This window comes from Micromonospora sp. WMMC241, assembly GCF_027460165.1.
Lineage (GTDB): Bacteria > Actinomycetota > Actinomycetes > Mycobacteriales > Micromonosporaceae > Micromonospora > Micromonospora humi.
On sequence record NZ_JAPZBF010000001.1, the window covers coordinates 1,933,716 to 1,953,563 of the forward strand.

A 19,848-nucleotide genomic window follows, 5' to 3' on the forward strand; every position below is an offset into this window, starting at 1 on the left:
ATCACGTCCGGCCGCCACACGCAATAGTCACTGGTCGATGCCCTGGGTCCCGTCGCGTCGCCGGTCGCCATGCGCCAGGATCGGGGGAGGACAACGAGGGGAGCCAGGATGGGGTACGCGGTGGTGCTCGGCGAGGCGCTGGTCGACCTGCTCGACGCCGAGCACGACGGGGAACCCGTCTACCGGCAGGCCGTCGGCGGCGGGCCGCTCAACGTGTCGGTGGCGATCGCCCGCCTCGGCGGTGACGTGCAGTTCGTCGGCTCGCTCGGCGACGACGCGCTCGCCGGCCGGATCCGCGACTTCCTCACCGCCGCCGGGGTGGGCGTGGCCGGGGCGGTGACCGTGCCGGCCCCGACCGCGCTGGCCGTGGCCACCTTCGCCGGGCCGGAGCCGGAGTTCCGCTTCTACGGCGAGCCGCGCTCGTACGCCCTGCTCGGCCCGGACGACCTGGACGTGGCGCTGGTCGAGGGCGCGGACGTGCTCTACTGCGGTTCGATCGTGCTGCTCGACCCGCCGGTGCTGGCCGCCGCGCGCCGGGCCTGGTCGATCGCGGGCGGGCTGCGGGTGTTCGACCCGAACGTGCGGCCCAGCCTGCTCACCGCGCCCGGCGCGCTCGACGCGCTGCGGGGCGTGGTCGCCGAGTTCGCCGCCGCCGCGCACCTCGTGAAGCTGAGCGCCGCGGACGCCCGGGTGCTCTACCCGGACGAGCCGGTCGAGGGCGTCGCCGCGTACCTGCGGGAGCTGGGCGCGGCCACGGTGGTGGTCACGCTCGGCGCGGACGGCGCGCTGGTCGCGGCCGGCGACGACGTGGTGCGGGTGCCGGCGCCGAAAGTCGACGCGGTGGACGCCACCGGCGCGGGCGACTCGGTGATGGGCGCGTTGGTGGCCGAGCTGCTCGCCGCCGGCGAGCCGGCCGACGCGGTCGGCTGGCGGGAGCGGGTGGCGTTCGCGCTGCGGGTGGCCGGGCTGGTGTGCGAGTCACCCGGCGGCGCCACCGCGATGCCCACCCGCGCCGCCGTCACCGCCCGCTTCGCGTGAAAGGAGGGGCCCCTCTTAACGCTTTCGGTAGAGGATGGGCCCCCTTTTAACACCTGCGCCGGGCGAGGGTGAGGACGGCGGTCAGCGAGAGCGCGGCGGCGCCGGCCAGGACGGCGGCCATCGGCAGCGCGCTGCCCTCGCCGCCCAGCCCGACCAGCGGCGCGGCCAGCGCGCCGACCACCGACTGGATGCCGCCCATCAGCGCGGCGGCGGTGCCGGCGTGCCGGGCGTGCGCGTCCAGCGCCAGCGCGGTGCTGTTCGGCATCACCATGCCCAGCGAGCCGACGAACGCGAACAGCGCCACCGCCGTGACGGCGAGGCTGCCGGCGAGCGCGCCGGTCAGCACGCCGCCGGCGGTGACCAGGCCGACCACGAGCGTGGTGACCAGCAGCTGGCGCGGGCTGAACCGGTCGAGCAGCCGGGCGTTCACCTGCCCGGTGGCGACCAGCGCGAGCGCGTTCACCCCGAAGAGCACGCTGAACACCGCCGCCGAGACGCCGAAGACGTCCTGGAACACGAACGACGACCCCGAGATGTACGCGAACAGCCCGGCGAACGCGAAGCCCTGGGTCAGCGCGTACCCGAGGTAGACCCGGTCGGCGGCCAGCGACCGCATGGTCCGGGCGGTGCTGGCCAGCCCGCCGGTGCTGCGGCGGTCCTCCGGCAACGTCTCCGGCAGACGCAGCGCGACCGCGACGGCGAGCACCACCCCGATGACGGCCAGGGTGACGAAGACCGCCCGCCAGGAGCCGAACCGGAGCACCAGGCTGCCGACGCTCGGCGCGGCCACCGGCGCGACGCCGAAGACCAGGGTGAGCCGGGAGAAGTACTTCGCCGCGTCCCGGCCGGAGTAGAGGTCGCGGACCACCGCGCGGGCGACCACCACGCCCATGCCGCCGGCCAGACCCTGGGCGAAGCGTGCGGCGGCCAGCAGCGGGGCGGTGGGCGCCGCGGCGCACGCCAGCGCCAGGACGGCGTACGCGACGACGCCGACCAGCACCGGGCGGCGACGCCCGAAGCGGTCGCTGAGCGGGCCGGTGACCAGTTGACCCAGCGCCAGGCCGATCAGGCAGGTGGTCAGCGAGAGCTGGATGCCGGCCTGGTCGGCACCCAGCTCGCGGGCCATCGCCGGGAATGCCGGCAGGTACATGTCCAGCGAGAGCGGACCGATCGCGGTGAGCGTGCCGAGCAGCACCAGCAGGGTCACGCCGCCGCCGGGTGTGCCGGGTCGGTCGACGTGCGGGCGCGCGGCGGTCCGCACGTTGTGACTCACGACGGTTACCTTATCTCTGTAGTCAGAACTATTGCGATGTGAAGTAGGTGACCCGGTGACCGACGAGGAGATCGCCCGGTTCGGCGCGGGGCTGGGGGAGCTGCACCGGCTGCTGCGCCGACGGACCCACGCCCGCGCCGACCGGGAGCCGCTGCCCGAGGCACAGGTGGAGGTGCTCCTGCTGGTCCGGGCCGCACCGGGGATCAGCGGCAAGGAGGTGGCCGCGCGGCTCGGCACCGCCGCCAACACGGTGAGCACGCTGGTGCGCGACCTCACCGACGCCGGACTGCTGGTGCGCGACCGCGACCCGGCCGACCGGCGGGTGGTCCGGCTGCGCCTCACCGAGGCCGCCCACCGGCGGATGGCCGACTACGAGGTGCACCGCGCCGCGCTGCTCACCGAGGCCCTCGCCGCCCTCGACCCGACGGCCCGCGCGGCCGTGCTCGCCGCCGCCCCACACGTGGACGCGCTGCTCACCGCGCTGCGCGCCCGGCCCTGACCGGCGCGGTCGCGGAAATCGGTGGCCGCGGCCCGGCGCGGGCACCATGATCCCTCCGTGACGTTGCACCAGGACGAGGTGCCGGTGGACGAGTCGGTGGTCCGCTCGCTCCTGACCGAGCAGTGCCCCCGATGGGCCGCGCTGCCGATCCGGCCCGCCGGGGCCGGCACCGACAACACCATGTACCGGCTCGGCGACGACCTGCTCGTCCGCCTGCCCCGCACCGCCGAGAAGGCCGACTCGCTGCGCAAGGAGCAGCGGTGGCTGCCCCGCCTGGCGGAGCGACTGTCGTACCCGGTGCCGGAGCCGCTGCACGCTGGCGTGCCGTCCGCCGCGTTCGGCCTGCCCTGGTCGGTCTACCGCTGGATCGACGGCGCCGAGGTCCGACCCGACACCGTCTCCGACTGGGCCGCGTTCGGCGCCGACCTGGCCGCCGCGGTCCGGGAACTGCACGCGCTCGACCTGTCCGGCGCGACCCGCGGCGGGGAACTGAGCGGATATCGCGGCGGCAGCCTGCATCCCTGCGACGAGTGGATCAGCGGGGCGCTCGACGACTGCCGGCGCACCATCGGCGCGGAGGCCGACGTCGACCTGCTGGAACGGCTGTGGCGGGACGGCCTCGCCCGGCCCGAGCCCACCGGGACGCACGTCTGGCTGCACAGCGACCTGAAGCCCACCAACCTGCTGGTCCGCGACGGCCGGCTGCACGCGGTCATCGACTTCGGCGGCCTGACCGTCGGGCACCCCGACGCGGAACACGCCCCCACCTGGGACCTGCCGCCCGAGGCGCGGCACGCCTACCGGGAGACGCTCGGCGTGGACGACGGGACGTGGACGCGGGCCCGTGCCTGGGCGATCGCCGCGGCGGCCGGCGGCGTCGCGTACTACTGGCACACCTTCCCGGCGTTCGTCGCCGAGTGCCGTGACCGGCTGCGGGCGATCGTGGCCGACGTCGACTGAACCGGCCGGCCACTCACGCCGTGCCGTCGAGTTCGGCGTAGCCCCGCCGGGCCGCGATCAGGCCGGGCCGGGCCCCGAACGGCGACTCGGCGGCCACCCGTTCCGGCGGGGCGCTGCCGGTGTGGCCGGCGCGGATCAGCCAGGCCTGGCGCGCGAGCCGGTCGTGCTGCTCGCGGACGAACGCCGCGTCGACCGGCTCGCCGTGGCCCGGCACCACCACCGTGGCCGGCGTGGTCAACCGCAGCAGGTCGGCCACCGCGTCCGGCCACTGCAACGGGTACGACTCCTCGAACGCCGGCGGCCCGCTCTGCTCCACCAGGTCGCCCGCCACCAGCACGTCCGCATCCGGCACGTGCACCACCAGGTCGGCGTCGGTGTGCCCGTGCCCGGGATGGCGCAGCACCACCCGCCGGCCGCCGACGTCGAGCACCGTCTCGGAGAGCACCTCGTGCGTCGGTGCCCGCAGCTCGGTCCGCGCCAGTTCCTCGGCCAGCGCGGGCTGCTCGGCGCGCATCTCCTCGTACGCCGCCCGGCGCAGCTCGTCAGGGCGGTCGCGCAGCACGGCCACGGCCTGGGCCTGGGCGTACACCGCAGTGTCCGGCCCGGCCAGCGTGGCGTTGCCGAAGCAGTGGTCGAAGTGGTGGTGGGTGTTGACGATCGCCCACGGGTGCGGCGTGACCGCCCGGGCCGCCGCCGCCAGGTCCCGGGCCTGCCCGGCGGTGGAGAGCGTGTCGACCAGCAGGGCCGCGCCGTCGCCCACCACCAGCACCACGTTGACGTGCAGCAGCGGCTCGCGCAGCAGGTGCACGCCGGCGGCGATCTCGGAGAAGCCGGCGGTCGTCACGCGCGTGCGGCCCGCTCGACGAAGCGCTGCCGGTCGACGAGCGCCCGCTCGACGCGCCCCTGCGCGGCCACCGCGTTGCCGTCCCGGACGGTCACCTCGAAGACCAGCCGGCGACCGTCGACCTTCACCAGCTCGGCGTGCGCGGACACCGTCCGCCCGACCGGAGTGGCCGTACGGTGCTCCAGCTCGACACGGACGCCGACGCTGGTGGACCCGGCCGGCATCCCGGGGGCGACGGCCGCCACGGTCGCCGCCTCGGCCAACGCCACCACCCGGGGGGTGCCGAGCACCGGCACGTCGCCCGAGCCCAGCGCCAGGGCGGTGTCCGCGTCGGTCACGGTCAGCTCGACCCGGCCGGTCAGGCCCGGCGCGAGGGGCGACTCCGGCTGCTCCTGCATGCGGCCGAGCCTAGTGCAGCGACCGCCGGGCCGTCCGGTGTCCGGGTCCGCTCCGCAGGCCGCGGCGCGCCGGCCTCCCGACGGTCGGCGTCGGCCCGCCCGTAGCGCGCCGTTAACCTTGTCCGCGATGGCCGTGCTGACAGATCCCCCGCCCCCCGCCCCCGCCGGACCGACCGCGTCCCCCGACGGCGGGCGTCGCCGTGTGATCGCGATGACCGTCTGGGGCGTCGCATTCGTGGCCGCCTGGTTCGCCATCGGCCTGCCCACCGACCCGGCGTACGCGTTCCTGTGGATCTGGGCCGGCACCGTCGCCTGGAACTCGAACCGCCCGTGGCGCAGCCACCTGCGCTTCGCCCGGGACTGGATCCCGGTCGTGCTGCTCCTCGCCGCGTACAACCTCTCCCGCGGGTTCGCCGACAACGGCGCCACCCCGCACGCGATGGAGCTGATCGTCGCCGACCGGTTCCTCACCGGGTGGGCCACCGGTGGCGAGGTGCCGACCGTCTGGCTCCAGCAGCACCTGTACGACCCCGACCAGGTGCGCTGGTGGGACGTGCTGGTGAGTTGGATCTACTTCTCGCACTTCGTGGCGACGCTGGCCGCCGCCGCGGTGCTCTGGATGCGCAACCGGGAGCGCTGGATCGGCTACATGGCCCGGTGGGGTTTCCTCTGCGCGGCCGGGCTGGTCACCTACTTCGCCTACCCGGCCGCCCCGCCGTGGTGGGCGGCGCAGAACGGCCTGCTCACCGAGGTGGCCCGGATCTCCACCCGGGGATGGAAGGAGATCGGCATGCACGGCGCGGGCAACCTGCTCAACGCCGGGCAGATCGCCTCCAACCCGGTGGCCGCCATGCCGTCGCTGCACACCGCCTTCGCGCTGTTCGTGGTGCTGTTCTTCCTGCGCTCGGTGCGCAAGCGGTGGTGGCCGCTGCTGCTGGCCTACCCGCTGGCCATGACGTTCACGCTGATGTACAGCGGCGAGCACTACCTGATCGACGTGCTGGTCGGCTGGGCGTACGTGGGGATGACGTTCCTGGTGGTCGGCCTGGCCGAGCGCTGGTGGCGGGCCCGCCGCGCCCGCCGGGACGGGACGCCGGCCGCCGTGACCGGCGTCACCGCGCCGGCGGCCGGGCCGGACACCGCGCTCGACTCCGACCTCGACGCGGTCCCCGCCGACCGCCGTTGACCGGCCCGGCCGGACGCGTGGCGGTGGTTAAGAAGGGGCCCCGCCTCTACCGGATGCGTTAAGAAGGGGCCCCTCCTTACGCGGGACGGTCGGCGCGGCGGGCGGCCCGTGCGCGCGTCGTCAACTCCGCGGCCAGTGCCCACGCGTCGCCCAGGTCCCGGTCGACCGCCGCCGCGCCGGCGCCACCGGCGGTGTCCGCGTGGACGGTGGCCAGCCGCAGCCGCCGCTGGGCCGGCCCCTGGGTGACCCGCACGCTCTGGATCCGGGCGTACGGCACCAGCGTCAACCGGCGGGTCAGCAACCCGGAGCGGGCCACGAAGACCCGCTCGTCGAGGCCGGCGCCGACCGCCGCCCGGCTCAGCGGGCGCAGCCAGCGGGCCCGCACCGGCGGTGGCGTGCCGGGCAGCGCGTCCAGCCGGACGCCGGGCAGCACCTCCGCCACCACCAGCTCACCGGTGCCGGCGTCGCCGACCGGCAGCAGCCGGTCCGGGCGGTTACGGTCGTCCGGCTCGCCCGCGGAGTAGCCGGCCACCTCCAACCGCAGCCGCAGCCAGCCCTTCATCCGCCAGAGCAGCGGCCAGGTCACCCCGACCGTCTGCACCCGGTGCAGCGGCACCGTCTGCACCCGCGTCTCCAGCAGGCCGTTGTGCACCCGCAGCGTGTCGCCCTCGGCATCGAGCCGGAAGCTCCAGTCGTCGAGGACCCGGCGGATCGGTTGCAACAGCACACCGGCCATCGCGGTGAGGGTGCTGGCCACCGCGATGAACGACCACGAGCCCTCGGACAGGAACTGCGCCACCACGAAGGCCAGGCCGAGCGGCAGCAGGAACGCCTGCGGCGTGAGCAACTGGCTGACGAGCAGGTCCTGGTTGCGTACCGCGTGCAGCCGGCGTCCGGCCGGGGCCGGCGCGGCCGGCACGCCGGGGGCGGCGGTGGGCGCGGGCGCCGGGGCGCGACCGGCCACGGCGAGCAGCCGCTGCCGCAGCGCGGAGGCCTCGGCCACACTGAGGTACGCCAGCGGCGCCTCGGTCTTGCCCCCGCCGACCACCTCCAGCCGCAGCTCGGCCAGGCCGGTGAGCTGGGCCAGCAGCGGCCGGACCACCTCCACCGCCTGCAACCGCTCCAGCGGGATGGCCCGGGTACGCCGCCACAGCAGCCCCTCGTGCACCCGCAGCTCGCGCCCGACCACGTGGTAGCCGGTGTTCCACCAACTGACCACCGAGAGCACGGTGGCGCCGAGGACGAAGACCGCGACCAGCACGGCGAACCAGCCGAACCCGACTCGGGACAGGGTCGACCAGGACAGGCCGGCGATCACCACGACCAGCGACTTTGCGCCGTGCAGGGCAGGGCTCAGCGGGTGCAGCCGCTGCCGGGGCTCCTCGCCGCCCGGCGGCCCCCACGGCACCGGACCCCACGCGCCCGGGGGCGCCGACCCGGGTGGCACCGGGCCGGGTGGCATCGGGCCGGGTGGCACCGGGCCGGGTGGCACCGTGCCGGGCCACGACTGAGCCTGCGCGCCGGCCGGTGTGCCGTAGCCGGGCGGCGGAGTGTGGCCGGGCGGGGGGCCGTCGCCCGACGGCGGGGCATGGTCGGGCGGGGCATGGTCGGGCGTCGGCGGGGCGAACCCCGGCGCCGGCGGCCACGGCTGCCCGTTCGTCACCGGCCCCGGGGCGGCCGGTGGGCCGGGCCGCTCCTCCGGCGGAGGCGTGCTCACCGGATCGCCTTCGTTCGCGACTGCGGGGCTCGCAACCCCGGCTCACTCCTCGCGCTCACAGCGTCGGCCTTCGTTCGCGACTGCGGGGCTCGCAACCCCGGCTCGCTCCTCGCGCTCACAGCGTCGGCCTTCGTTCGCGACTGCGGGGCTCGCAACCCCGGCTCGCTCCTCGCGCTCACAGGCCTTCCGCCCGGTCCTCGCCCAGGGCGGTGAGCCGGTCGCGTAGGCGGGACGCCTCGGCCGGCCGCAGGCCCGGCACCCGGGCGTCGCTGGCCGCGGCGGCCGTGTGCAACTGCACGGTGGCCAGGTCGAAGGCGCGCTCCAGCGGGCCGGCGCTCACGTCCACGAACTGCATCCGCGAGTACGGGACGATGGAGAGCCGCCGCACCAGCAGCCCGTGACGCACCAGCAGGTCGTCGTCGCGCTCGGCGTACCCCCAGGCGCGGACCGCGCGCACGATGGTGATCGCCCGCCAGGCGGACAGCAGCAGCGTCACGCCGACGGCGGCGCCCAGCAGCCAGTGCCCGGAGAACGCCCACGCCGCGCCGAGCACCACCAGCGCCACCGCGAGGCCGATGCCGAGCCGGATCAGTTCCACCCAGATCAGGTCACGGGAGATCGGCTGCCAGCGGACCGTCTCCGGCCAGGGCTCCAACGGGCCGGGCGGGGTGGCCGGCGGGCCGGCGAGGTCGTCAGCGTTCACCGGGTGGGACCGTCGCTTCCGCCGGCGGGGTGGGGCCTGATCGTCTGCTCGCTCACGATTCGAGCGTAGGCGATCCGGGCAGCGGCACCACCTCGCGCAGGAAGCCGCGCGCGTCGAGGAAGTCACCCAGCGACGTGCGGTGCGCCGGGCAGGCCAGCCACGTCTTGCGCCGGTCGGGCGTGTGGAGGCGGGGGTTCTGCCAGCGCAACTGGAACGTCGCGGGGGCACGGCACCCCCGCGCCGAGCAGATCAGCGCGTCGTCCGGGGTGGGAGTGGTCACCGGGGCGAGTCTAGAGCCGCACGCCGGGAGTTTTAGCGCCGGGCGGCCACGGGGGGAGCCGCCCGGCGACGGGGTGAATCGTACACGCGCCGGACCCCCAGTTGTCCACCCGTGTTCAGCGTTTTCCGTGCGGCCGGTCACGGCGCGGCGAAAATCGTGCCTCTCCCACCTCCGGCTCTCAGCAAGGCATGACAGTCTTGACACGCATCACGCCGCGACGACGACCCAGCTGTGGAGGACCGGTGGCCCAGCCGACCACGCCCGACGTGCCGAACCTGACCGAGGCGCCGCCGGACGCGCCGCCCCCGGCCACCACCACCCCGGCGCAGGACGCCACGCTGCTGGAGCGGGCGCTGTTCGAGATCAAACGGGTGATCGTCGGTCAGGACCGGATGGTCGAGCGGATGTTCGTCGCACTGCTGGCGAGGGGGCACTGCCTGCTGGAGGGGGTGCCCGGGGTCGCCAAGACGCTCGCCGTGGAGACACTCGCCCAGGTCGTCGGCGGTTCCTTCGCCCGGGTGCAGTTCACCCCGGACCTGGTGCCCGCCGACATCATGGGCACCCGGATCTACCGACAGTCCAGTGAGAAGTTCGACGTCGAGCTGGGGCCGGTGTTCGTCAACTTCCTGCTCGCCGACGAGATCAACCGCGCGCCCGCCAAGGTGCAGTCGGCGCTGCTCGAGGTGATGAGCGAGCGGCAGGTCTCCATCGGCGGCGAGTCCCACCGGGTGCCCGACCCGTTCCTGGTGATGGCCACCCAGAACCCGATCGAGCAGGAGGGCGTCTATCCGCTGCCCGAGGCGCAGCGCGACCGGTTCCTCATGAAGATCGTGGTGGGCTACCCGACCGACGCCGAGGAACGCGAGATCGTCTACCGGATGGGCGTGGCGCCGCCCGAGCCGGCCCCGGTGTTCGACACCCCCGACCTGATCGCCCTCCAGCGCAAGGCCGACCAGGTCTTCGTGCACAACGCGCTGGTCGACTACGCGGTCCGGCTGGTGCTCGCCACCCGCGCCCCCGCCGAACACGGCATGCCCGACGTGGCCCAGCTCATCCAGTACGGCGCCAGCCCGCGCGCCTCGCTCGGCCTGGTCCGAGCCACCCGCGCGCTGGCGCTGCTGCGCGGCCGGGACTACGCGCTGCCGCAGGACGTGCAGGACATCGCGCCGGACATCCTGCGCCACCGCCTGGTACTCAGCTACGACGCGCTCGCCGACGACGTGCCGGCCGACCACATCGTGCACCGGGTGATGTCGACCATCCCGCTGCCCGCGGTCGCACCCCGCCAGCAGGCCACGCCACCGCCGCCGGCCGTCGGCCCCAACGGGTGGCCCGGGCAGCGGCCGTGACCCCGCCCACCCGGCTGCCGCCCACCGGCGACCGCTCGGGCGCCGTGCTGGCCCGGTTGCAGCTCATGGTCACCCGCAAGCTGGACGGGCTGCTCCAGGGCGACTACGCCGGCCTGCTGCCCGGCCCGGGCAGCGAGGCGGGGGAGTCCCGCGAATACCGTCCCGGCGACGACGTACGCCGGATGGACTGGCCGGTGACCGCCCGCACCACCATGCCGCACGTACGGCGGACGGTCGCCGACCGCGAGTTGGAGACGTGGCTGGCGGTCGACCTGTCGGCCAGCCTGGACTTCGGCACCGGGCGGTGGCTCAAGCGCGACGTGGCGGTCGCCGCCGTGGCCGCGCTGGCCCACCTCACCGTGCGCGGCGGTAACCGGATCGGCGCGGTCGTCGGCACCGGCGCGACGGCCGGCGGGCCGGGGACGCTGCTGCGGCTGCCCGCCCGGGCCGGCCGCAAGGAGGCGCAGGGGCTGCTTCGCGCCGTGGCCGGCACCGAGGTACGGCCCGGGCGCAGCGATCTCGGCGCGCTCGTCGACATGCTCAACCGGCCGCCGCGCCGACGCGGGGTGGCGGTGGTGATCTCCGACTTCCTCTCGCCACCGCAGCAGTGGGGCCGGCCGCTGCGTAAGCTGCGGGTCCGTCACGACGTGCTGGCCGTCGAGGTGGTCGACCCGCGTGAACTGGAACTGCCCGACGTGGGGGTGCTGCCGGTGGTCGATCCGGAGAGCGGCGAGCTGCACGAGGTGCAGACCGCCGACCCCGGGCTGCGCCGCCGGTACGCCGAGGCGGCGGCCGCCCAGCGCCTGGCGATCGCCGCCGAGCTGCGCACCGCGGGCGCAGCCCACCTGCGCCTGCGTACCGACCGAGACTGGCTGCTGGACATGGTGCGTTTCGTCGCCGCGCAACGGCACGCCCGTACCCGAGGGACGACCCGATGATCCGTTTTCTGCAACCATGGTGGCTGCTGGCCGTGCTGCCGGTGCTCGCCCTCGCCGCCGCGTACGTCTGGCGGCAGCTGCACCGCCGGCAGTACGCCCTGCGGTTCACCAACGTCGACCTGCTGCGCACCGTCGCGCCGAAGGGCCTGGGTTGGCGCCGGCACGCGGCGGCGACGGTGTTCCTGCTCTGCCTGCTGGTGCTGGCCACCGGGCTGGCCCGGCCGGCGATCGACACCCGGGAGCCGCTGGAGCGGGCCACCGTGATGCTCGCCATCGACGTGTCGCTGTCCATGCAGGCCGACGACGTGGCGCCGAACCGGCTGGAGGCGGCGCAGGAGGCGGCGAAGCAGTTCGTCGGCGAGCTGCCGGAGAGCTACAACCTGGGGTTGGTCTCGTTCGCCAAGTCGGCGAACGTGCTGGTGGCGCCCACCAAGGACCGGGGCGCGGTGACCACCGCCATCGACGGGCTGGTGCTGGCCGAGGCGACCGCCACCGGCGAGGCGGTGTTCACCTGCCTGGAGGCGATCCGGTCGGTGCCGGCCGACGGTGCCGCCGGCATCCCGCCGGCCCGCATCGTGCTGCTCTCCGACGGCTACCGCACGTCGGGCCGTTCGGTGGAGGAGGCGGCCGCCGCGGCGCAGGCGGCCAACGTGCCGGTCTCCACCATCGCGTTCGGCACCGACTCGGGCCAGGTGGACATCGGCGGCCAGCTCCAGCGGGTGCCGGTGGACCGCACCGCGTTGTCCCAGCTCGCGGAGACCACCCAGGGCTTCTTCTACGAGGCCGCGTCGGTGAGCGAGTTGAAGCAGGTCTACCAGGACATGGGCAGCTCGATCGGCTACCGCACGGAGCCGCGCGAGATCACCCAGTGGTATGCCGGGATCGCGTTGCTGCTGGCGCTCTGCGCCGGCGGGTTGAGTCTGCTCTGGACGTCCCGACTGGTCTGAGCCGGGCCGTGCCGGCGGCGGTCAGTGACCGCCGCCGGCCAGGACGAACAGGACCGCCACCCAGACGGCGGCGAGGGTGAAGCCCAGCGGTGCGGCGTAACGGCTCATGGTTGTGCTCCGTGGCGACGGTCGGCCCGGTGACGCGGGCCGCGAGGGGGACCAGGAAAGACGCACACGAAGTCGTGACCGGGTGCTCCGCCGCGCGGCAGGGCCACCCACGGCGATGCCGGCCGGGGAGTGGATGCGGTGCGGAGGGCGGGAAGCGGGTCAGCCGCGTCGACCGAGCCGTGGCTCAGCGGGGCTGACGGTGGGCCCGGCCACGACTGGGAGGATCGCTATCTCGCACAGCGATCACCTCCTGCGGTCGGCGGGGCCCGGAACGCGGGCGCACACCGGCCCGCAGACAGCGATCAGCGTACACCGGCAGCGCTCCCGCCGCGCGTCCGGGCGACCGGTGGCGCCCGGGCCGTCGCGGCGCTCCCGGTGGACCGCCGGTGAGCTGGGCGGGTTAGCGCTTACCTGCCGGTAACCCCTAGGCTCCGACCGACCGAGAGATCAGCTGAGCAGAGGGGGACACGTGGCCCGTACCGTGCTGGTGACCGGCGGAAACCGGGGAATCGGTCTGGCCATCGCGCAGGCCTTCGCCAAGCAGGGCGACCGGGTGGCGGTGACGCACCGCAGCGGCGACGCCCCCGAGGGCTTCTTCGGGGTGCGGTGCGACGTGACCGACGCCGAGTCGGTCGACGCCGCGTTCACCGCCGTCGAGGCCGAGCTGGGCCCGGTCGAGGTGCTGGTGGCCAACGCCGGCATCACCGACGACACGCTGATCATGCGGATGTCCGACGAGCAGTTCACCCGGGTGGTCGACACCAACCTGGCCGGCTCGTTCCGGGTCGCCAAGCGCGCCTCCACGAAGATGCTCCGGGCCAAGTGGGGCCGGATGATCTTCATCTCCTCGGTGGTCGGTCTCTACGGCGGCCCCGGCCAGGTCAACTACGCCGCGAGCAAGGCCGGCCTGGTCGGCGTGGCCCGTTCGATCACCCGCGAGCTGGGCGGCCGCAACATCACCGCGAACGTGGTGGCGCCCGGCTTCGTCGACACCGACATGACCGCGGCGCTGCCCGAGGAGCGCCGCACCGAATACCGCAAGGCCATCCCGGCCGGCCGGTTCGCCGAGCCGGAGGAGGTGGCCGGCGTGGTCACCTGGCTCGCCTCGGACGCGGCCGGCTACATCTCCGGCGCCGTCATCCCGGTCGACGGCGGCCTCGGCATGGGTCACTGAGAGAGAGCACGGAGGAACTGCGCAATGTCCGGACTCCTGGCCGGTAAGCGGCTGCTTGTCACCGGTGTCATCACCGAGGCCTCCATCGCGTTCTCCGTGGCGAAACTCGCCCAGGAGAACGGCGCCCAGGTCGTGCTCACCGGCTACGGCCGCCTCTCCCTGGTGGAGCGGATCGCCAAGCGGCTGCCCGAGCCGGCGCCGGTGATCGAGGTGGACGTCACCAACGACGAGCACCTCGCCGGCCTGGCCGACCGGGTACGCGAGCACGTCGACGGCCTGGACGGGGTGGTGCACTCGATCGGCTTCGCGCCGCAGAGCTGCCTCGGCGGCGGCTTCCTCGACGCGCCCTGGGCGGACGTGGCGACCGCGCTCCAGGTCTCCACGTTCTCCTACAAGTCGCTCGCCATGGCGGCGCTGCCGCTGATGTCGTCGGGCGGCGCGGTGGTGGGCCTCACCTTCGACGCCACCAAGGCGTGGCCGGTCTACGACTGGATGGGTGTGGCGAAGGCCGGGCTGGAGTCCGCCTCCCGCTATCTGGCGCTGCACCTGGGCAAGCAGGGCATCCGCAGCAACCTGGTCGCGGCCGGCCCGCTGCGCACCATCGCGGCCAAGTCCATCCCCGGCTTCGACCAGTTCGAGGACGCCTGGACCGAACGGGCGCCGCTGGGCTGGAACCTCACCGACTCCGAGCCGGCCGCACGGGCCTGCCTGGCGCTGCTGTCGGACTGGTTCCCGGCCACCACCGGCGAGATCGTCCACGTCGACGGCGGCTACCACGCCATCGGCGCCTGAGGCGAAAGGCGCCCCCACCGCCAGCCGTCAGGAGGGGCCCCTTCTTATGCAGAATGCGATAAGAAGGGGCCCCTCCTAACAGGCGGGCGCCGAGGCGTAACCGCGCTGAGCAGGGGGCGTCGCACGAACGTCACGGCGGGCGAGGAAGAATGGAGCCATGGCGTACGACGCGTTGGTGCTGGTCTCCTTCGGTGGCCCGGAACGGCCCGAGGACGTTCTTCCCTTCCTCCAGAACGTGACCCGGGGGCGCGGGGTGCCGCCGGAGCGGCTGGCCGAGGTCGCGGAGCACTACCTGCACTTCGGCGGCGTGTCCCCGATCAACCAGCAGTGCCGCGACCTGCTCGCGGCGATCCGGGCGGACTTCGCCGCCAACGGCGTCGACCTGCCGGTCTACTGGGGCAACCGCAACTGGGACCCGATGCTCGCCGACACGGTGGCGCAGATGCGCGACGACGGGATCACCCGGGCGCTGGCGTTCGTCACCAGCGCGTACGGCGGCTACTCGTCCTGCCGGCAATACCAGGAGGACATCGCGAAGGCCCGGGCCGCGGTCGGCCCGGACGCCCCGCTGATCGAGAAGCTGCGTCAGTTCTGGGACCACCCCGGTTTCGTCGAGCCGCACGCCGACGCGGTGCGCTCCGCGCTGGCCCAGCTCGACCCGGCCAGGCGGGACAGCACCCGGCTGGTCTTCACCGCCCACTCGATCCCGGTCTCGGCGGCGGCCACGGCCGGGCCGCACGGCGGCCGCTACACCGCCCAGCTCGAGGAGACCGCCCGCCTGGTGCACGCCGCGGCCGCGCCCGACCTGCCGTACGAGCTGGTGTGGCAGAGCCGGTCCGGCCCGCCGCAGGTGCCGTGGCTGGAACCGGACATCAACGACCACCTGACCGGCCTCGCCGAGCAGGGGGTGACGAGCGTGGTGGTCAGCCCGATCGGCTTCGTCTCCGATCACCTGGAGGTGGTCTGGGACCTGGACACCGAGGCCCTGGAGACGGCCAAGCAGCTCGGCCTGGACTTCGTCCGCGCCGGCACCCCGGGCACCGACCCGCGGTTCGTGGCGATGGTCCGGGAGCTGGTGCGCGAGCGCACCACGGCGGACGAGGAGCGCCGCCGCCTCGGCGAGCTGCCGGCCTGGGACACCTGCCCGGCGCTGTGCTGCGTACCCCCGGCCCGCCGGCCCTGATCCCGACCGACCACCGACACCCTGGGGACGACACGATGCATGACCGCAAGCCGGTGCAGAGCTGGCTCACCGACATGGACGGCGTGCTGGTGCACGAGGGTCAGCCGGTGCCCGGCGCCCCGGAGTTCGTCAAGAAGCTGCGCGCCTCCGGCAAGCCGTTCCTGGTGCTGACGAACAACTCCATCTACACGCCGCGTGACCTGCAGGCCCGGCTGGCCCGGATGGGGCTGGACGTGCCGGAGGAGGCGATCTGGTCGTCCGCGTTGGCCACCGCGCAGTTCCTGGCCGACCAGCGGCCGGGCGGCACCGCGTACGTGATCGGTGAGGCCGGCCTGACCACGGCCCTGCACGCGGTGGGGTACGTGCTCAGCGACTTCGCCCCGGACTACGTGGTGCTGGGGGAGACCCGCACCTACAGCTTCGAGGCGATCACCAAGGCGATCCGGCTGATCGACGACGGCGCCCGGTTCATCTGCACCAACCCGGACGCCACCGGCCCGTCGGTCGAGGGCGCGCTGCCGGCGGCCGGCTCGGTGGCGGCGATGATCTCCAAGGCGACCGGGGTGGAGCCCTACTTCGTCGGCAAGCCCAACCCGATGATGATGCGGTCGGCGTTGAACACCATCGATGCCCACTCCGAGTCCACCGCTATGATCGGCGACCGGATGGACACCGACATCCTGTGCGGCCTGGAGGCCGGGCTGGAGACGATCCTGGTGCTCACCGGCATCAGCAGCCGGGCCGAGGCCGAGCGGTACCCGTACCGGCCGTCCCGGATCGTCGACTCGGTGGCCGACCTGATCGACGAGGTCTGAGCCGACGGGCTACAGGCGCAGCGGCGCGTTGCAGGCGGCCACCAGGGCCTGCCGGCAGGCGGTGGTCAGCGGCCGCAGCGCCGCGTCCCGCTGCTGCGCCTCGTGGTTGTTCACCGCGCCGCCCGGGGCGCTCTCCCCGGCCAGGGCGAGCACCCGGTCGAGCACTGCCGCGCGGGCGAACAGCCGGCGGGACCGCGGGTCGAAGCCGGGCGGCAGGTCGGTGCCGCCGTCGGGGCGGCGCAGCGCGGCGAGCGCGCCGGCCAGCTCGGGCCGCCACTGGGCGACGTCCAGCCGGGTCAGCGCCGCGGTCGTCTCGGCGAGCGCGGCGGCCAGCTCGGCCTCGGCCTCGGCCGCGCCGGGCGTGATCAGGGACGCCTTCGGCGCGTCCACGGGCAGCGGGTGGACCCGCCAGAGCACGGTCTCCCAGGTCATGCCGGAGCCGGAGGTGTGCGTGCGGACCTCGGGCACCAACCCGAGCCCGCTGGCCACCACCGCCTCGCCGGCCAGCAGCGCGGCGCCGGCGAACGCGCCGGGGCCGGGCAGCCCGCGCGGGTCGCCGGGTGCGGGCAGCACCAGGCGGATCTCGTCCGGGGAGTGCTTGGCCAGGCTGGGCAGCGCCTCGCGCAGGGACACGTCGGTCCAGGTGCCGGGGGCGTCGGCGACGAGGTGCTCCTCGTCGCCGGCGATGGCGTCGGCGACCTCGTCGAACGGCACGAGCCCGGCGCGCCAGGCGCGCACCCAGGCGACGAACCGGCTCGACCGGCGCGGGGCCAGCGTGGCCGCGCCCGTTGCGGGGGAGGACATGCGGAAAGGGTACGTGGTAGCCGCCGCCGCTGTCTCGGCTGCCGCTCCGGTGGCGTGGCCTGCCCCCAACTACCCCCTTCGCACCGGTTCGTGCCGCAGGACGGGGACCCGCCCGGCGCGTCGGCGGGCGACACGCCGGCCGCGGTGGTTAGCGTGACCGGCATGGCAGGGCGATACGACGGGGACGTGCTGGCGGGTGACTGGCGACGGCGGAAGGTGACCCCCGAGGTCGACGCCGAGCCCGACCTGGTGGTGGAGGACGCCGACTCCGGGTTCTGCGGCGCGGTGGTCGGCTTCGACTCCGGCGCCGTGGTGCTGGAGGACCGGCACGGGCGCCGGCGCAACTTCCCGCTGCTGCCGGCCGCGTTCCTGCTCGACGGTCGCCCGGTCACCCTGCGCCGACCGGCCCGTGCCCCGGTCCCCGCCGCCCGCCGGCGCACCGCGTCCGGCTCGATCGCCGTGGACGACGTGCGGGCGCAGGTCGCCAAGGCCAGCCGGATCTGGGTGGAGGGCGTGCACGACGCCGCGCTGGTCGAGCGGATCTGGGGCGACGACCTGCGGATCGAGGGCGTGGTGGTGGAGCCGCTCGACGGCATCGACGAGCTGGCGGCCGAGGTACGCGCGTTCGCACCCGGTCCGGACCGGCGGCTCGGCGTGCTGGTCGACCACCTCGTCCCCGGCTCCAAGGAGAGCCGGATCGTGGCCCGGGTGACCTCGCCGCACGTGCTGGTCACCGGGCACCCCTATGTGGACGTGTGGCAGGCGGTGCGGCCGGCGGCGCTGGGCATCGCGGCGTGGCCGGTGGTGCCGCCGGGGCAGCCCTGGAAGGAGGGCGTCTGCGCGGCGCTCGGGGTGGCCGAGCCGGCGGACATGTGGCGGCACATCCTGTCCCGGGTGGACAGTTTCGCGGACGTGGAGACGCCGTTGATCAACGCGATGGAGCGATTGATCGATTTCGTCACCTCGCCTTCGTGATTGGTTGCGGTTGAGGGCCGGGGGCGACCGTGCCCGGCTCCGGGCGGTCAGGCTTGATCCCTGCGCCGGTCACGGTCGCCCCCGGCCCCGTCGGGCGCCGGGTTCGCGGGTCGGTTGCCGGCCCGGTGAGCGCGTCGTACACGGACCGGGTCGGCCAGGGGCACGCCTCCCGGGCGCTGGCCGGACGGCGAAGTGGACGATCCGGAGCCGATGGCGTGTACGTGTCGGGTTACCCGGGCCACCGCCGGCCACCACGCCCTCGAGGTCGTCTCGTGTCCCGCGCCGACTCGGTGATCAAGGAGTTTGCGCGCGTGCGGAGATCAACGCCGACACAAACCCCTTGATCACGGCCTGGAGGGTGGGGGTGTTCGTCGATCATGGAGTTGTGGTGGGTGACGGAACGGGCGTAACGGGGCGGTACGGGCGCCACAAGTCCAAGATCGACGGGGCGGGGCGGGGACGGGACGGGACGGGGCGGGGCGGGGGTCAGGGGGCCTGGTCGGGGGATCGGGTGAGGACGAAGGTGGCGATGTCCAGCGCGACAGCGGTGCCGGTCTCGTCGCGGACGACGGTGAGGATCTCGCCGTCCTGAGGGCCGGAACGGCCCCGCCAGCGGTCCGGGCCCTCCGGGGTGAACCGGAGCAGCGGCTTGCCGACCAGGCCGCCCACCAGGTCACCGGCCGGGTCGACGCGGAACTCGTACTCGCCGCCCATCCACCACCAGCGGCCGGTCAGCTCGACCAGGTCCGCGGCGGGCGGCGCGGCGGCCGGGCGCCACGGGGCGGGCGTGGTCGGCTCGGTGTCCAGCACCCGGGTGAGCACGTCGCGGGCGAGCCCGGAGATGTGGTGACCGCGGCGCATCCCGTACGAGTTGGCGAAGTCCACCACCGCGGTCCGGGTGGGGCGGTGCACGACCAGGCCGGCGACGTACCCGGGCATGGAACCGCCGTGGCCGACGTAGACGCGTTCGCCGACCCGGTAGAACTCCACGCCGAGGCCGTGTCCACCGGTCCACGAGTCGGGGTCGCTGATCGCCACCGGAACGCACATCTCGGCCAGCGTCGCCGGGTCGAGCAGCGCCGGGTCCGGGTCGGCGAGGAACGCCGCCCAGCGGGCCAGGTCCTCGACGGTCGACCAGAGCTGCCCGGCCGGCGCCATCGCTCCGCTGTCGGTCAGCGGCTCCTCCCGGAGCGTCTCGTGCCAGGGGTGGACGACGAACCCTCTGGCGTACGGCTCGGTCGGGGGCACCGTGGTGCGGCGCATGCCCAGCGGCGCCAGCAGCCGGTCGGTCAGCAGCTCGGCCCACGGTGCGCCGGCGACCCGCTCCAGCGCGGCGCCGAGCAGCCCGTACGCCAGGTTGGAGTAGTGGTAGGTGAGGTGCGGCGGGTAGGCGATCTTGCCCGGGGTCAGCCCGGCGAGCAGCGTGTCCAGGTCCCGGCCCGGCGCGCGTTCCCACCACTCGCCGCCGTCCGGTTCGCGTTGCAGGCCGCTGGCGTGCCCGAGCAGTTGGCGGACGGTGAGCGCGCCGATCGGGGTGCCGGGCAGGTGCTTGTCGAGCGGGTCGTCCAGGGCGAGGCGCCCGGCGTCGCGCTGCTGCATCACCAGCACCGCGGTCATGGTCTTGGTGATCGAGCCGATCCGGTACTGCAGGTCCGCGTCGGGGCGGGGGTGCTCGCCGGCGAGCGCCAGGTGCGCCAGTTCGCCGTCGCGGACCACGCCGAGCGCGAGCGACGGGGCGTGTCCCTCCGCCTGGGCGTGGGCCACCATGAGGTCCACCTGGCGTGCGGTAGCGGGCAGCAGTGCCATCTCGTCCTCCTCGTCGCCGTGCGGTGGACCGAGCCTAGCGATCATGACAGTTCGATGAC

20 protein-coding genes are annotated in these 19,848 nt (G+C 74.6%); 12 read left to right on the plus strand and 8 right to left on the minus strand.

The genetic code is table 11. The features are described 5' to 3' along the window. The first annotated feature begins 108 nt into the window (after positions 1-108). Positions 109-1,038, plus strand: coding sequence for a carbohydrate kinase family protein (locus tag O7598_RS09265; protein ID WP_269690905.1), 930 nt, complete (start codon positions 109-111; stop codon positions 1,036-1,038). Positions 1,039-1,084: 46 nt separating this feature from the next. On the opposite strand, the gene O7598_RS09270 is transcribed toward O7598_RS09265, so the two are convergent. Continuing rightward, entirely contained in the window at positions 1,085-2,311 is a 1,227-nt protein-coding gene (locus O7598_RS09270) for a multidrug effflux MFS transporter (RefSeq protein ID WP_269690906.1), read from the minus strand. Positions 2,312-2,366: 55 nt separating this feature from the next. Here O7598_RS09270 and O7598_RS09275 point away from each other — a divergent pair, with 55 nt between their 5' ends. Together O7598_RS09275 and O7598_RS09280 are read left to right on the plus strand one after the other, a co-directional pair. Beyond that, positions 2,367-2,810: a MarR family winged helix-turn-helix transcriptional regulator gene (locus O7598_RS09275; RefSeq protein ID WP_269690907.1), complete on the plus strand. Its 444-nt coding sequence runs from the start codon at positions 2,367-2,369 to the stop codon at positions 2,808-2,810. Between the two features lie 57 nt (positions 2,811-2,867). Further along, entirely contained in the window at positions 2,868-3,770 is a 903-nt protein-coding gene (locus O7598_RS09280; RefSeq protein ID WP_269690908.1) for an aminoglycoside phosphotransferase family protein, read from the plus strand. A 13-nt stretch (positions 3,771-3,783) separates the two neighbouring features. On the opposite strand, the gene O7598_RS09285 is transcribed toward O7598_RS09280, so the two are convergent. Beyond that, positions 3,784-4,614, minus strand: coding sequence for an MBL fold metallo-hydrolase (locus tag O7598_RS09285; RefSeq protein WP_269690909.1), 831 nt, complete (start codon positions 4,612-4,614; stop codon positions 3,784-3,786). Beyond that, on the minus strand, positions 4,611-5,012 hold the full coding sequence (locus tag O7598_RS09290) for a thioesterase family protein (protein ID WP_269690910.1): 402 nt from the start codon (positions 5,010-5,012) through the stop codon (positions 4,611-4,613). Before O7598_RS09290 ends, O7598_RS09285 begins: the two co-directional genes overlap by 4 nt. A gap of 127 nt (positions 5,013-5,139) precedes the next feature. Between O7598_RS09290 and O7598_RS09295 the strand changes: the two genes are divergently transcribed. Continuing rightward, on the plus strand, positions 5,140-6,198 hold the full coding sequence (locus O7598_RS09295; protein ID WP_269690911.1) for a phosphatase PAP2 family protein: 1,059 nt from the start codon (positions 5,140-5,142) through the stop codon (positions 6,196-6,198). Between the two features lie 76 nt (positions 6,199-6,274). On the opposite strand, the gene O7598_RS09300 is transcribed toward O7598_RS09295, so the two are convergent. The 3 genes from O7598_RS09300 to O7598_RS09310 form a co-directional block, all read right to left on the minus strand. Continuing rightward, positions 6,275-7,660, minus strand: a complete 1,386-nt coding sequence (locus O7598_RS09300) for a PH domain-containing protein (RefSeq protein WP_269694816.1) — start codon at positions 7,658-7,660, stop codon at positions 6,275-6,277. Positions 7,661-8,090: 430 nt separating this feature from the next. Next, positions 8,091-8,618, minus strand: a complete 528-nt coding sequence (locus O7598_RS09305; RefSeq protein WP_269690912.1) for a PH domain-containing protein — start codon at positions 8,616-8,618, stop codon at positions 8,091-8,093. Positions 8,619-8,670: 52 nt separating this feature from the next. Next, complete coding sequence (locus O7598_RS09310; RefSeq protein WP_269690913.1) at positions 8,671-8,898, minus strand: hypothetical protein; 228 nt, start codon at positions 8,896-8,898, stop codon at positions 8,671-8,673. 242 nt (positions 8,899-9,140) lie between these two features. On the opposite strand from O7598_RS09310, the gene O7598_RS09315 reads away from it, so the two are divergent. The 7 genes from O7598_RS09315 to O7598_RS09345 all read left to right on the plus strand — a co-directional run bounded on the left by O7598_RS09315 (position 9,141) and on the right by O7598_RS09345 (position 16,204). Next, positions 9,141-10,247 (plus strand): AAA family ATPase, encoded by a 1,107-nt coding sequence (locus tag O7598_RS09315; RefSeq protein WP_269690914.1) that lies wholly within the window; start codon positions 9,141-9,143, stop codon positions 10,245-10,247. Further along, complete coding sequence (locus O7598_RS09320; RefSeq protein ID WP_269690915.1) at positions 10,226-11,185, plus strand: DUF58 domain-containing protein; 960 nt, start codon at positions 10,226-10,228, stop codon at positions 11,183-11,185. Before O7598_RS09315 ends, O7598_RS09320 begins: the two co-directional genes overlap by 22 nt. Continuing rightward, positions 11,182-12,132: a VWA domain-containing protein gene (locus O7598_RS09325; protein ID WP_269690916.1), complete on the plus strand. Its 951-nt coding sequence runs from the start codon at positions 11,182-11,184 to the stop codon at positions 12,130-12,132. Before O7598_RS09320 ends, O7598_RS09325 begins: the two co-directional genes overlap by 4 nt. Before the next feature lie 577 nt (positions 12,133-12,709). Next, the gene (gene fabG / locus O7598_RS09330) at positions 12,710-13,414 is read left to right on the plus strand and encodes a beta-ketoacyl-ACP reductase (RefSeq protein ID WP_269690917.1); all 705 of its coding nucleotides are present in this window, start codon (positions 12,710-12,712) and stop codon (positions 13,412-13,414) included. A gap of 24 nt (positions 13,415-13,438) precedes the next feature. Further along, the gene (gene fabI, locus O7598_RS09335) at positions 13,439-14,206 is read left to right on the plus strand and encodes an enoyl-ACP reductase FabI (protein WP_269690918.1); all 768 of its coding nucleotides are present in this window, start codon (positions 13,439-13,441) and stop codon (positions 14,204-14,206) included. Positions 14,207-14,363: 157 nt separating this feature from the next. Beyond that, positions 14,364-15,389 (plus strand): ferrochelatase, encoded by a 1,026-nt coding sequence (locus tag O7598_RS09340; RefSeq protein WP_269690919.1) that lies wholly within the window; start codon positions 14,364-14,366, stop codon positions 15,387-15,389. Further along, a complete protein-coding gene (locus tag O7598_RS09345) occupies positions 15,338-16,204 on the plus strand; it encodes an HAD-IIA family hydrolase (RefSeq protein WP_269694817.1) in 867 nt (288 codons plus the stop codon). The genes O7598_RS09340 and O7598_RS09345 overlap by 52 nt, the downstream gene beginning before the upstream one ends. 9 nt (positions 16,205-16,213) lie before the next feature. On the opposite strand, the gene O7598_RS09350 is transcribed toward O7598_RS09345, so the two are convergent. Continuing rightward, positions 16,214-17,008: a hypothetical protein gene (locus O7598_RS09350; RefSeq protein ID WP_269690920.1), complete on the minus strand. Its 795-nt coding sequence runs from the start codon at positions 17,006-17,008 to the stop codon at positions 16,214-16,216. A 162-nt stretch (positions 17,009-17,170) separates the two neighbouring features. Between O7598_RS09350 and O7598_RS09355 the strand changes: the two genes are divergently transcribed. Beyond that, positions 17,171-17,983 (plus strand): DUF3097 domain-containing protein, encoded by an 813-nt coding sequence (locus tag O7598_RS09355; protein ID WP_269690921.1) that lies wholly within the window; start codon positions 17,171-17,173, stop codon positions 17,981-17,983. A 486-nt stretch (positions 17,984-18,469) separates the two neighbouring features. Here the strand turns inward: O7598_RS09355 and O7598_RS09360 are convergent, their stop codons facing one another. Then, positions 18,470-19,789: a serine hydrolase domain-containing protein gene (locus O7598_RS09360; protein ID WP_269694818.1), complete on the minus strand. Its 1,320-nt coding sequence runs from the start codon at positions 19,787-19,789 to the stop codon at positions 18,470-18,472. Positions 19,790-19,848: the final 59 nt, after the last annotated feature.